Consider the following 12,508-nt stretch of genomic DNA (forward strand, 5'->3'; position numbering starts at 1 on the left):
GGATGTATCAAAAGTTTTCCGGCACAGGCATGAACGGAATTGTAAAAAAACAAACAAAAAAGTTCATCAGATATAGTATCTAATGAACTTTGAGTTGATTTAGTTGGTACCGGTGAGAGGACTCGAACCTCCACGGTTTCCCTCTCGATTTTGAGTCGCTCATGCTATCGGGAAGATAGCAGAAACTAAGTCAAAGAAAAGGAATCTAAAGCCCGCGAAAATCCTTGTAAGATCAAGTTTTTTGCGGGTTCTTTCGTTAGATTTAAACGCCGCAAGGCTTCCGAGAATCTTCTCAAATAGTAGTCGCTTTTGCACAAATGAGAGAACTCGGAGAGAACTATAACAGATCAGCCCGCTCCCTATCATTGACAGATAATATCGAAGCTTTGGCTTCAGGGAGGGGAATTGATATGAGAAAAACAACATTAAACACTATCGCTAATCAAAAAGGCAGTACAGGTAAAACCACCACCGCTTATAATGAAGGAAAAAAGATATTACTGATTGATTTTGATCCTCAAGGGAATCTAACGATGTACTTTGGTATCGAACAACCTGATAAACTCCCTTACTCTATGTTCAACATCAAGAACGCGATGATGACGGACGAACCGCTTCCATCGCCCGATGAGTGCATTCATTCTCAAGGTAACATTGACCTGATTCCTAGCAACACTTGGCTTACTCAATATCAATGCTTTGGTAGCACTCAACTGCTCAGATCATTGTGAAGGTAAAGAAGCGAATCAATCCACATATTCGCATTGAGGGCGACTTGATGACCAGGTGCGACACCCGTACCAATTTATATAATGAAACCATTCGTCTAGTGAAAGTGTGGTGTATCATAGAAGTCAGTCGTCCGGCAAGTTTATTTTGATCAATGAAAATGGACTCTAGACTCCAAAGCGAGGAAAACTGTCGGCCTGTCTTTTACGTTATTCAAAAATAATTAAGTCATCTATCTCCCCTAACGCAAAATACAAGAATCCTTTGAATTTATCAATCGTAACATTCCGTAAAATATCAGCAAAATCTTCATAATCTTTTATTACTTGAAAATTATTAAAGTAAACTTTATTCAATATCTCTGCTTCGCATTCACTTCGACTTATTGGACTAAATCTATTACTGTATACATTTATCCTTAACTCCTCTTTTAACTCGTGGAAATTTACACTTTCAAGCATGAAATTTATTATCTGTTCCACATCTATGGTTATCTTATTTGGAGTCTCGTAAATATCATTGCTGCTCGTTAATTCAAATATATAGTAAATTCTAGTAGAGTCCTCATTACTAAAAAATATAATTTCAAATTTACAGTTATTTTTGACACCATAAGCTTTATCTAATAATTTGCAAATACTTATCAAGTACAATTCATTGAGAATCGTTTGTTCTTTGTTAAAAATCTTAGAAAAATAAGTACTAGAAAGTGCAACTTTTTTATCACTATTACAAAATAATTTAAATATTTGTACATCTATATATAAATTAGATGCTATCCGTTCCAGTTCTTTGTCATGGAATTCTTGCTTTTCCACACAACCTCTTCGCTTTGTTTTTTGAGGCAAGTCAGAAATAACAAACTCATTTTTTTCATGATTAAAAATGAAATATCTTAAATTTCCTGCTACATAAATACTACTTAAAGTCTCAAATAATTGGTCAACGTTCAAACTTTTTACGTCCTCAAGTAGGCCTATTGGTCGAGAAACAATATCTTTATTTAAAAAATGAATCATTACATTGATCTTTGCCACCTCATTGTGTTTCGATAGTATTTCTTCCTCGACCTCTCTAATGGCCATTAACATTAAGTCATAATATTCATTTTTATTATCTAATATCCTCCCCACATAGTTTTCAAATTCAAAGATAAGGTTTAAACCTACTTGGTACTTCGCATTGCTCCAACTATATAAGCAATAGCAGTAACTTGTTTGTCCTCTCAAATTACTTTCTTTCTCTGTGAAAAAATCTTTGAGCATCGCCAGTATAACAAAGTGCTCTAGAACGTGAGCTAAACCGTTGTTGCTAATACCATCTTTTTCTGATCCAGCTTCGCATAAAATAAAAAATGAATACATCATCTACCTTCTTTCCGAACTTCACTTCATTTTTTTATCCTTGATGTGTTTTAACTTTATGCGTAATGCTCAATCTAAGAAGTAAACCTCATTTTATTAATCCATCTTGGCAAAAATAGTAGGAGTATAAATAAAACTGCAACAGTAATGGAAGGAACGGCAATAATTCTAGAAATACCTCCATAGGGTTCAAAACTTGTGTAATAGCTATTGAACTTGGCTATCTGCATGGGCAGAAAATTGCCCACATAATGTTTCAGAAAGAATACCTCGCTCATCTGAATGGCGTAAGATATGGCTATGGTGAATAGTAACAGGGCGTAGCCAGTATAAATCTGTGTGACTAATACGCTGATCAATAAAGTAATCCCTGTCATCAGTGAGATTGCCACATATCCAATAACCAGGTTGATTAAAAACTGCTCGAAATAATTCACCGCAACCATTGATAAAAAAAATTGTGGACTACTTTGTATAGGCAAATCCGCTCCTTGTAAACCGTACATAAAGAATATAGGCGTAATGTAAATCGCTACCGCCGTCAGATAAAGCAATAAAGAGAGCTGGAAGGCGTTGATAATCCGTATCCTACTCAGCTTACGTTTTCCAAACCTCGTGGATTTGACCAGTCCGTCCACGCCCAAGGTCTCGTCTTCATTAAAAATTGGGACCAGTAGAATGGAAATGAGAACCAGGACAATAAAAACACACTGGCTCATCCCTGAGTTAACGTTCTTCCATCCCTCGGCATAACCCATCCGGATAGGTTCGGAGAGAGAAGCCGCTGCAAAATTCCCGTTGCTGATTCCTTCCCTAGAACTCCCCGCTTCCTTCTGTGCACTTTTGATGATGTCTGCCCTGTCCTGATAAAATTGTTCTGCTGAGACATCCCGTATTCCAGTCCAGTTCCAGCCATACACTTGGATAAGCATATCCAAGGCTGGCAAATCTGCAACATCCGCTTTATTCCTGTCTTCTGGTAGGCTAAGTTCTCTGTATTTTTCCAAAATTTTATTAATCTCAACTTCATCCAATACCTCCGGTTGATAGAAATACCGGTATTCCGTCCCATCTGTTACCTCATATCTTGCCTGATTTAAATAACCTGTTTTGATGGTGTCTAAGTTGTAAAAGGTAAGTATCAGAAACAATGCCAACAAAAAACCGAATATGTTTATGTTTAGGATTTTACTTCTGTTTACTTTTGATAAATAGCTCATGATTTCACCTACCTTCCTCTACTGTAAATAATATCTTCTCATCCATATAGAGATACCGATTCGAGATAAGAGAATGTACACAGTACCCAGAAACAGGGCGACAAAAACATAAGGAAATACAGTATTACCCACAAAATATAATTTCTCTATGCCTATAAGATTATTGATAAAGTTCTGAGGCATGAAGACCATCACTTTTTCAGTCAGCGCCCCCCTCCCCATCTGATAAGTATTTACGAGATAAAAATAAATCAGTGAAAGTGCTAATACCAGTTTCCCTCTTTTAAAAACCACGGACAAAAACAGGATAAGATGCGTCACGACAAGTGTGGAAAAGTATCCCATGGAAATATAGAGTAACCCCTCTTGAAGCTGATTCATAGAATAAAATGTAACTGTTCCGATTTGAACCGAAGAGTCCCAGCCGTGCAGCGTATACACTGCGGTAATAAACAGCAGTATGATCGCAATATACACAAAATAGGCTATCGTAGAAAACACACAAGCGGCACCAAGCTTGTAGCTGAGCAGCCTCCTCCTGCTCTCCTTGGTGGATAAGGTCACCTTGTCAATTCCTTTGCTGCTGTTTTTGGAGAATCCCTCGCATAGGATAAAGGCCAAGAACATAAAGAAAAGGTAGATCGTATTTAATAAACCTATTTTCAGGTACTCCCAGCCACTATCGTATTTGAATAAAAATGGGGTGGGTACTTTTTGCATTTTCTGGGATATGATTTCGATTTGTTTCTCTGTATAAGGAAATAGATTTTGTTCAGTGGATAAATATTCGGTAAAACTGCCCTTCCAATCTACATAAAAATTGGAGAGTTGCTCATCCGTTAAATTTAAGCTGTTATCGAGAACACGGTACTTTATATATGGAAAGTTCAGTTCCCAGTTCAGCGCATCGTGAGGAAAAGTTAATCTTTTTCCCAACTTGCGATCTGTATCTACTTCGCCTTCAATATAAGGTTTGTCCACGCTGTTTTCGTAGTTTTGTTTCATTTGTAATAAATAATCCGTCGTCATCGTGCCCTCAACCGTGCGCTCCCTTAAAATTTTCCAGCCTCCAAGACCGCTATGTATGGTTCCCTCATCATCCAAGACATCTATACTCTTGGCGGTTTGAATCCAGGGGATCAGAATAATAGTGAGAAAGAGTAGGCTGATAATTACTGTATTTTTATTTAATATTTTTTTCAGTTCTAATGGAATGAAATTACGCATGGCTCCCACTCCCTAAGTAGATGTAGTAATCTTCCAGCGTGGGCTCGCATACGATTGCGCCTGATTCCTTTTCTCCCAAGTAACGGACATTAACAACGTTTTCTTCCTGCCGGATCCGTACGATCAGGTGCTCCTTTTTAAAGGAGGCCAGTCGCTCTCTGTCCATCTCCTCAGTAAATACTTTTCCTTTAATCCCGGATAACATCTTTTGCACATTACCTTGCTCTTTAATTTTCCCCTGATTTAGGATGATCACATTGGTGGTAATTGCTTCGATATCCGAAATAATGTGGGTAGAAAACAAGATGATCTTGTCCTGTCCCATTTCGCTTATGATGTTTGAAAAACGGATTCGCTCATGGGGGTCAAGCCCAGCGGTGGGCTCGTCAAAAATTAATATCTTCGGATCGTTAATAATGGCTTGGGCAATGCCCACCCGCCTTTTCATCCCTCCGGAAAAGGTTTTGACCTTTTTATTAGCAACATTCTCCAGGTTGACAAACTGTAATACCTCTGGAACTTTGTGCTTCAGTTCTTTTTTTGACAACCCCTTCAGTGCTCCCATATATTCCAGATATTCTGTTGCTGTAAACGCGGAATAAACCTCGAAGTCCTGGGGAATATATCCCACAAGATTCCGGTAGTCGTCGTTCATATGGAAGATATCCTTGCCGTTAAAGGTAACCTTACCACTAGTTTGATGGTCAATTGCCACAAGAATTCTCATCAAGGTGCTTTTCCCTGCCCCATTATCTCCCAAAAGCCCATACACACCTTCAGGCAATGTAAAATTTAGTTCACTGATTGCCCGTTTCATTCCAAATGTTCTTGTTAAATTCTCCGCTTTAATTTCCATCGCTAATTTCCTCTCTCAATTGATATACGTCTCCTTCCGAGAGAACTTGCCATTCTTCTCCCGTAGACTTTCTACCTAACAGGAGGTTGGTATATTCTCCGTCCAGCTTTTTCACTTCCCATGCGAACAGATTTTCATTTTCGAATCCTGCTATGATACCTGTTTTTTCTTCCTTGTATAGAATATTTTGGATTCTCGGATCATCAGTGTTTCCCCTAGTGCCATTGTCCGCTGGTTCGGGAAACCGATCTGAATTTTCTCTCATGTATGCATCAACTGTTTTGTAGATGCCTGTTATATCCTCGATAGAAAGAGATGGAACTTCTATTGTTGGCCTAATTGAAGACTCTTTTCTTCCTTGCTCCCGATAAGTTCTTTCATTTTTTTTCCTCCCTTCATCAAGACGTTTGTCCAAAGCAATATCCTCAAAAGTCCTTTTATCATCTAGCGTTGCATCCTTTGGAGATTCCTCATTGCCCGGATTCTTATTCTCTGACTTTACATCCTTCGGATTATTATCTAAGGTAATTAAATCCTCTGAGATGGTTTTATCATCCTGTATGCTTGCATATTCTGAGTAGCTGCTTTGATTTTGGAAGTAGAGGCTTCCTCCAATCAAAATGGTTATAGTTAATACAAACATTAAGATTTTTTTCACTAAGACACCTCCATTTTTAATATGTAATTCTACATTTTATCGTTTATTTCAACTGACTTAATCTTTCGTATAACTTTAATTTATCACCAATTTTCTCAACTTCCATTTTATACCTATTCTTCTTGGTACAAATTATAGATTGAACACCTTAAAAATCTAGGTGTGTAGATCTTAAATTTTTATTAACAAATGGTTGTCAATGGTATTATGAGTAAAATCTCCTGAATGATAGATCTTGAGATCAGTCTGTAGCCGAATTTTTTGTATGACCATTTCGCATCACTATAAAAAATTGAACAGCTTCATCCGAAAAAATCGGTAATTGAAAAGATAAAGAGAACAAGAACAAATAAAACTTCCGTTTTATTGAACAGTGGTATTATCCCCTTCAAGTAGACACTCGAAAAAAACTACATGTTATCATGGAGATTCGAGTAACACTTGGAGGGGATATTTTTATGGCGAAAAAAGGACAAACATTTCAGATGTATACAGAAGCATTTAAATTAAAGGCGGTTAGAACCTACTTAGATGGATCATCTAGCTATACGATCATAGCTGAACAACAAGGTATCCGTAGTTGCACGCAATTGAAGGTTTGGGTGAGAAAATGGAAAAACGGAGATTCTTTCGATGAACGTAAAAATGAGGAAAAAGAGATGAATCCTAGGAAAGGTCGCTCTCGCACGTCCTTTGGTAGTGTCGAAGAAGAAAGTGACTACCTGAAAGCGCAGGTGGATATTTAAAAAAGCGGTATCCAAATCTAATAAAGGAGAAGCTCCCAGGCAGCGAGAGAACTACGCTACCCGCATCATATTACAGACCTCATAGCGATTGCAGGGATATCACGGACCAGTTACTACAAATGGCTAGCTACATAGCCTAAGCGTCAGAGCCAGGAATGACAAAAATCAAGAGATCAAGGAACACATGATGGCCATTCATTTTTCGCATCCAGATTTAGGCTATCCTCGCATTTCGACTGCCTTGTAGGAGGCAGGCTTCAACGTGAATCACAAGAAAGTATGGCGAATCATGAAAGAACTATCGATCAAATCTATCATTCGAAAGAATCGAAGACAGTCTAGTTATACCCTTTCTATCGTTTTCCCGAATCGCTTAAAACGTAAATTTCATGCCACAGCACCACAGCACCACAGCAAAAAATGGTAACGGATATTACCTATATTTCGGACGGAACTAACTTTCATTACTTATCCGTCATACAAGATCTATTCAACAACGAGATTGTCACTTTGCAATTGTCAGAACGTAACGATGTTCAACTCGTGTTGGATACGGTTACGAAGTGGACAAGAAAAAGAGACGTACATTGGAAGCCGTGCTCCATTCGGTTCAGGGCTTCCAATGCACGTCTCAGGCATACAATAGGTATTCGGCATTAAAGGCAGCACTCTCGCAAAGCTACCTCCCTAGATAATGCATGTTTCGAATCCTTCTTTTCGTATCTCAAAACAGAGAAGTTGTACCTCAAACAGTGTAATTCAAGAGCAAAAATATCACCGCTTTCAAGCAAAACTATCGGTGCGCGCTGGCAGCATAGCTTTTTTCATTTGTCTACTTGACAGGGGTATGACCAATACTCAGAAAATAAAAAAACTTGTAAAATTGCTGGAAGCAATCTTACAAGTTTTTTCGATATACCGGTGAGAGGACTCGAACCTCCACGGTTTCCCTCTCGATTTTGAGTCGAGCGCGTCTGCCATTCCGCCACACCGGCAAAGTATTAAGTTAAAATATGGCGCGCCCTGAGAGATTCGAACTCCCGGCCTTTTGATTCGTAGTCAAACGCTCTATCCAGCTGAGCTAAGGGCGCAAAATTTATATGGAGCGGACGACGGGAATCGAACCCGCGACCCTCGCCTTGGCAAGGCGATGCTCTACCGCTGAGCCACGTCCGCACACGGTATGTATTGATGTCCGACTCACTAAAGAAGTGAGCCATGAAGGACTCGAACCTTCGACACCCTGATTAAAAGTCAGGTGCTCTACCAACTGAGCTAATGGCTCATAAAGCAAGAAAATGGCGGAACCGACGGGATTCGAACCCGCGGTCTCCTGCGTGACAGGCAGGCATGTTAGGCCAACTACACCACGGTTCCAGAAGAATAATTGCTTAATGAAAATTGGTTGCGGGGGCAGGATTTGAACCTGCGACCTTCGGGTTATGAGCCCGACGAGCTACCGGGCTGCTCCACCCCGCGTCAGTAAAAAAGTATTAATTCCCTTGGATCCCCCGGAAAGTATCCGGAATCCTCAGTGAAGCATTAACTTCACTTTTGGGGATGTGTTATGGTGGAGGCTGAGGGGATCGAACCCCCGACCCTCTGCTTGTAAGGCAGATGCTCTCCCAGCTGAGCTAAGCCTCCATGTAAAGAAGCAACTTAATTATCATACCACAATCAAATCTGTAATGCAACCATTTTTTCTAGAAGTCTAATGCTGTTTCAAGAAGAAATGGTGACCCGTATGGGATTCGAACCCATGTTACCTCCGTGAAAGGGAGGTGTCTTAACCCCTTGACCAACGGGCCGTTTTAAAAACAAATTGTTTTGACAACAAAAAAGATTATATCATGTATTATTAAGTATAGCAATACCTAAACTAATTATTTTTCTTTTTACTCTTCCCTAGGTAATAGATTGATATGAAGCTTTTGAGCTATTATCTCAACGATTTCACCTATAGTTCTATCATTCGTGTCTAAATGCTGCTTAAATACCTCGTGATCAAGCCCTCTGATGCACCTGTCGATCTGCTGAGCAGCCCAAGAGTCTTTTCCTTCACTCTAACGCTTAATCTCTTAAGCAAGGTCTCTCGGGAGGCACACAAACTAAAATGATAAAGCTCTATACCTCCATCAATTAACTTGCTGATGATTTCCCTGCAATAATCCGGATTCACTAGGGTCATAGGTACGATAATTATTCCATCATATTCGCTAGCTATGTTTTTCTTCGATAAATTTCATTTGCGGTTTCTGTCTTCCCTGGACCAAAAGCACCATTGATCCATATAATCATGATCATTTGCCTCCATGAACTAATTTTCATTCAAAAACCACTTCACAGTGATTGCCTATCCTTATAATAAACTGCTAAACATCGTACAACAAAAAGACCACTGTCGATTACTCAACAGTGGTCTTGCGTGCTTGGCAACGTCCTACTCTCCCAGGACCCTTCGGTCCAAGTACCATCGGCGCTGGAGGGCTTAACGGTCGTGTTCGGGATGGGTACGCGTGGAACCCCTCCGCTATCGCCACCAAACGGGCATTTGCGGTACAAATGCATTATTCAGGTCTCAGCATCGCCAAATGCTGAAAACAAATTCATCATCACACAGTCACTTGGACTATATAAATCTGAGCTTGATGCCTGAAAACTGAATCCGAAACGAATTTGCGTTTGCCCTTCTTACGGGGCCCCCGGAAAGTATTCGGAATTAGCTTCGCAGCTTCTTCTTCACTTTTTGGGGTATTTTTAGGATAAGCCCTCGACCGATTAGTATTGGTCAGCTCCATGCATTGCTGCACTTCCACCTCCAACCTATCTACCTCGTCGTCTTCAAGGGGTCTTACTAATTGGGAAATCTCATCTTGAGGGGGGCTTCACGCTTAGATGCTTTCAGCGCTTATCCCGTCCGTACGTAGCTACCCAGCCATGCTCCTGGCGGAACAACTGGTGCACCAGCGGTACGTCCATCCCGGTCCTCTCGTACTAAGGACAGCTCCTCTCAAATTTCCTGCGCCCACGACAGATAGGGACCGAACTGTCTCACGACGTTCTGAACCCAGCTCGCGTACCGCTTTAATGGGCGAACAGCCCAACCCTTGGGACCTACTTCAGCCCCAGGATGCGATGAGCCGACATCGAGGTGCCAAACCTCCCCGTCGATGTGGACTCTTGGGGGAGATAAGCCTGTTATCCCCAGGGTAGCTTTTATCCGTTGAGCGATGGCCCTTCCATGCGGTACCACCGGATCACTAAGTCCGACTTTCGTCCCTGCTCGACTTGTAGGTCTCGCAGTCAAGCTCCCTTATGCCTTTGCACTCTGCGAATGATTTCCAACCATTCTGAGGGAACCTTGGAACGCCTCCGTTACTCTTTAGGAGGCGACCGCCCCAGTCAAACTGCCCGCCTGACACGGTCCCCGTACCCGATTAGGGCACTAGGTTAGAACCTAGATACGATCAGGGTGGTATCCCAACGGCGCCTCCACCGAAGCTTGCGCTCCGATTTCTACGGCTCCCACCTATCCTGTACAGATCGTACCCAAATTCAATATCAAGCTGCAGTAAAGCTCCATGGGGTCTTTCCGTCTTGTCGCGGGTAACCTGCATCTTCACAGGTATTAAAATTTCACCGGATCTCTCGTTGAGACAGCGCCCAAGTCGTTACGCCATTCGTGCGGGTCAGAATTTACCTGACAAGGAATTTCGCTACCTTAGGACCGTTATAGTTACGGCCGCCGTTTACTGGGGCTTCGGTTCATAGCTTCGGGTTACCCCTAACCACTCCCCTTAACCTTCCAGCACCGGGCAGGCGTCAGCCCGTATACTTCGCCTTGCGGCTTCGCACAGACCTGTGTTTTTGCTAAACAGTCGCTTGGGCCTTTTCACTGCGGCCCCCTCGTGCTATTCACACTACCGGGGCACCCCTTCTCCCGAAGTTACGGGGTCATTTTGCCGAGTTCCTTAACGAGAGTTCTTCCGCGCGCCTTAGAATTCTCTTCTCGCCTACCTGTGTCGGTTTGCGGTACGGGCACCTTCTCCTGGCTAGAGGCTTTTCTTGGCAGTGTGAGATCATGACCTTCGCTACTACAATTTTCGCTCCCCATCACAGCCCAGCCTTATCGATGTGCGGATTTGCCTACACATCAGCCTCACTGCTTAGACGGACATCCATCAGTCCGCGTCACTACCCTCCTGCGTCACCCCATCGCTCATAGCGGATTACGGTGGTACAGTAATTTCAAACTGTTGTCCTTCGACTACGCCTTTCGGCCTCGCCTTAGGTCCCGACTTACCCTGAGCGGACGAGCCTTCCTCAGGAAACCTTGGGCTTTCGGCGGATCAGATTCTCACTGATCTTTTCGTTACTCATACCGGCATTCTCACTTGTGTAGTGTCCAGCGCTCTTTTCAGTACACCTTCAACCCCTACACAACGCTCCCCTACCCCAGATACATAGTATCTAGCCATAGCTTCGGTGGTGTGTTTAGCCCCGTTACATTTTCGGCGCAGAGTCACTCGACCAGTGAGCTATTACGCACTCTTTCAATGGTGGCTGCTTCTAAGCCAACATCCTGGTTGTCTGTGCAACTCCACATCCTTTCCCACTTAACACACACTTGGGGACCTTAGCTGATGGTCTGGGCTGTTTCCCTTTTGACAATGGATCTTAGCACTCACTGTCTGACTCCCGGCAATAAGTATATGGCATTCGGAGTTTGACTGAGCTTGGTAATCCTTGCGGACCCCGCACCCAATCAGTGCTCTACCTCCACTACTCTTATACCGAGGCTAGCCCTAAAGCTATTTCGGGGAGAACCAGCTATCTCCGAGTTCGATTGGAATTTCTCCGCTACCCCCACCTCATCCCCGCACTTTTCAACGTACGTGGGTTCGGGCCTCCAGTGCGTGTTACCGCACCTTCACCCTGGACAGGGGTAGATCACACGGTTTCGGGTCTACGTCCACATACTAAGTCGCCCTATTCAGACTCGCTTTCGCTGCGGCTCCACCTTCTCGGCTTAACCTTGCATGTTAAACGTAACTCGCCGGTTCATTCTACAAAAGGCACGCCATCACCCATTAATAGGGCTCTGACTTTTTGTAAGCACACGGTTTCAGGTTCTATTTCACTCCCCTTCCGGGGTGCTTTTCACCTTTCCCTCACGGTACTGTTTCACTATCGGTCGCCAGGTAGTATTTAGCCTTAGCAGATGGTCCTGCTGGATTCATACGGGGTTTCACGTGCCCCGCACTACTCGGGATCCGTCTCGGAGAGAACACAGTTTAGGTTACAGGGCTTTTACCTCTATCGCGGGCCTTTCCAGACCTCTTCACCTACCATATTCCTTTGTAACTCCATGTGAGACGTCCCACAACCCCTAAGAGCAAGCTCTTAGGTTTAGGCTGTTCCGCGTTCGCTCGCCGCTACTGACGGAATCACTATTGTTTTCTCTTCCTCAGGGTACTTAGATGTTTCAGTTCCCCTGGTCTGCCTCTACATTTCCTATGTATTCAGAAATGAGTAACTGCGAATTACCACAGCTGGGTTTCCCCATTCGGACACCCCCGGATCAAAGCTTGCTTACAGCTCCCCGAGGCAGTTTCGTTGTTCGCCACGTCCTTCGTCGGCTCCTGGCGCCTAGGCATCCTCCGTGTGCTCTTATTAGCTTAACCTTGATTTTTCCGCAGGAAAATATC

Annotated in this window: 8 protein-coding genes, 8 tRNA genes and 2 rRNA genes; 3 read left to right on the plus strand and 15 right to left on the minus strand. The window is 42.7% G+C overall.

Going from position 1 to position 12,508, the window contains the following annotated elements; genetic code table 11:
* The first annotated feature begins 410 nt into the window (after positions 1-410).
* A complete protein-coding gene (locus NST25_RS24465) occupies positions 411-731 on the plus strand; it encodes a ParA family protein (RefSeq protein WP_076308779.1) in 321 nt (106 codons plus the stop codon).
* 207 nt (positions 732-938) lie between these two features.
* Here the strand turns inward: NST25_RS24465 and NST25_RS24470 are convergent, their stop codons facing one another.
* The 5 genes from NST25_RS24470 to NST25_RS24490 all read right to left on the minus strand — a co-directional run bounded on the left by NST25_RS24470 (position 939) and on the right by NST25_RS24490 (position 6,054).
* A complete protein-coding gene (locus tag NST25_RS24470) occupies positions 939-2,096 on the minus strand; it encodes a hypothetical protein (protein ID WP_143762761.1) in 1,158 nt (385 codons plus the stop codon).
* 71 nt (positions 2,097-2,167) lie between these two features.
* Positions 2,168-3,313, minus strand: coding sequence for a hypothetical protein (locus NST25_RS24475; RefSeq protein ID WP_036687476.1), 1,146 nt, complete (start codon positions 3,311-3,313; stop codon positions 2,168-2,170).
* An 18-nt stretch (positions 3,314-3,331) separates the two neighbouring features.
* The gene (locus NST25_RS24480) at positions 3,332-4,540 is read right to left on the minus strand and encodes an ABC transporter permease (protein WP_036687475.1); all 1,209 of its coding nucleotides are present in this window, start codon (positions 4,538-4,540) and stop codon (positions 3,332-3,334) included.
* Positions 4,533-5,396, minus strand: coding sequence for an ABC transporter ATP-binding protein (locus NST25_RS24485; RefSeq protein WP_036687473.1), 864 nt, complete (start codon positions 5,394-5,396; stop codon positions 4,533-4,535). Before NST25_RS24485 ends, NST25_RS24480 begins: the two co-directional genes overlap by 8 nt.
* Positions 5,386-6,054, minus strand: coding sequence for a hypothetical protein (locus NST25_RS24490; protein ID WP_036687472.1), 669 nt, complete (start codon positions 6,052-6,054; stop codon positions 5,386-5,388). The genes NST25_RS24485 and NST25_RS24490 overlap by 11 nt, the downstream gene beginning before the upstream one ends.
* A 458-nt stretch (positions 6,055-6,512) precedes the next feature.
* On the opposite strand from NST25_RS24490, the gene NST25_RS24495 reads away from it, so the two are divergent.
* Entirely contained in the window at positions 6,513-6,800 is a 288-nt protein-coding gene (locus tag NST25_RS24495; protein ID WP_076185546.1) for a transposase, read from the plus strand.
* 262 nt (positions 6,801-7,062) lie between these two features.
* The gene (locus NST25_RS24500) at positions 7,063-7,227 is read left to right on the plus strand and encodes a hypothetical protein (protein WP_139331146.1); all 165 of its coding nucleotides are present in this window, start codon (positions 7,063-7,065) and stop codon (positions 7,225-7,227) included.
* Positions 7,228-7,716: 489 nt separating this feature from the next.
* On the opposite strand, the gene NST25_RS24505 is transcribed toward NST25_RS24500, so the two are convergent.
* The 10 genes from NST25_RS24505 to NST25_RS24550 form a co-directional block, all read right to left on the minus strand.
* Positions 7,717-7,795 (minus strand) — tRNA-Leu (locus NST25_RS24505).
* A gap of 19 nt (positions 7,796-7,814) precedes the next feature.
* Positions 7,815-7,891: transfer RNA gene (locus NST25_RS24510), tRNA-Arg, on the minus strand.
* A gap of 10 nt (positions 7,892-7,901) precedes the next feature.
* A tRNA-Gly gene (locus tag NST25_RS24515) sits at positions 7,902-7,976 on the minus strand.
* 36 nt (positions 7,977-8,012) lie between these two features.
* Positions 8,013-8,085 (minus strand) — tRNA-Lys (locus tag NST25_RS24520).
* Positions 8,086-8,099: 14 nt separating this feature from the next.
* Positions 8,100-8,177 (minus strand) — tRNA-Asp (locus NST25_RS24525).
* Positions 8,178-8,202: 25 nt separating this feature from the next.
* Positions 8,203-8,279, minus strand: a tRNA-Met gene (locus NST25_RS24530).
* Positions 8,280-8,368: 89 nt separating this feature from the next.
* Positions 8,369-8,444 (minus strand) — tRNA-Val (locus tag NST25_RS24535).
* A gap of 89 nt (positions 8,445-8,533) precedes the next feature.
* Positions 8,534-8,608, minus strand: a tRNA-Glu gene (locus tag NST25_RS24540).
* A 619-nt stretch (positions 8,609-9,227) separates the two neighbouring features.
* Positions 9,228-9,344 (minus strand): 5S ribosomal RNA (gene rrf, locus NST25_RS24545).
* 214 nt (positions 9,345-9,558) lie between these two features.
* A 23S ribosomal RNA gene (locus NST25_RS24550) occupies positions 9,559-12,484 on the minus strand.
* Positions 12,485-12,508: the final 24 nt, after the last annotated feature.

The sequence above is a fragment of the Paenibacillus sp. FSL E2-0190 genome (assembly GCF_037992965.1).
Classification (GTDB): domain Bacteria; phylum Bacillota; class Bacilli; order Paenibacillales; family Paenibacillaceae; genus Paenibacillus_AQ; species Paenibacillus_AQ odorifer.

Bases quoted from the DNA above. Each gene is read 5' to 3' on its own strand.
- NST25_RS24495 (WP_076185546.1), top strand. From the start codon at position 6,513: ATGGCGAAAAAAGGACAAACATTTCAGATGTATACAGAAGCATTTAAA.
- NST25_RS24475 (WP_036687476.1), bottom strand. From the start codon at position 3,313: ATGAGCTATTTATCAAAAGTAAACAGAAGTAAAATCCTAAACATAAAC.
- NST25_RS24485 (WP_036687473.1), bottom strand. From the start codon at position 5,396: ATGGAAATTAAAGCGGAGAATTTAACAAGAACATTTGGAATGAAACGG.
- NST25_RS24480 (WP_036687475.1), bottom strand. From the start codon at position 4,540: ATGCGTAATTTCATTCCATTAGAACTGAAAAAAATATTAAATAAAAAT.
- NST25_RS24470 (WP_143762761.1), bottom strand. From the start codon at position 2,096: ATGATGTATTCATTTTTTATTTTATGCGAAGCTGGATCAGAAAAAGAT.
- NST25_RS24465 (WP_076308779.1), top strand. From the start codon at position 411: ATGAGAAAAACAACATTAAACACTATCGCTAATCAAAAAGGCAGTACA.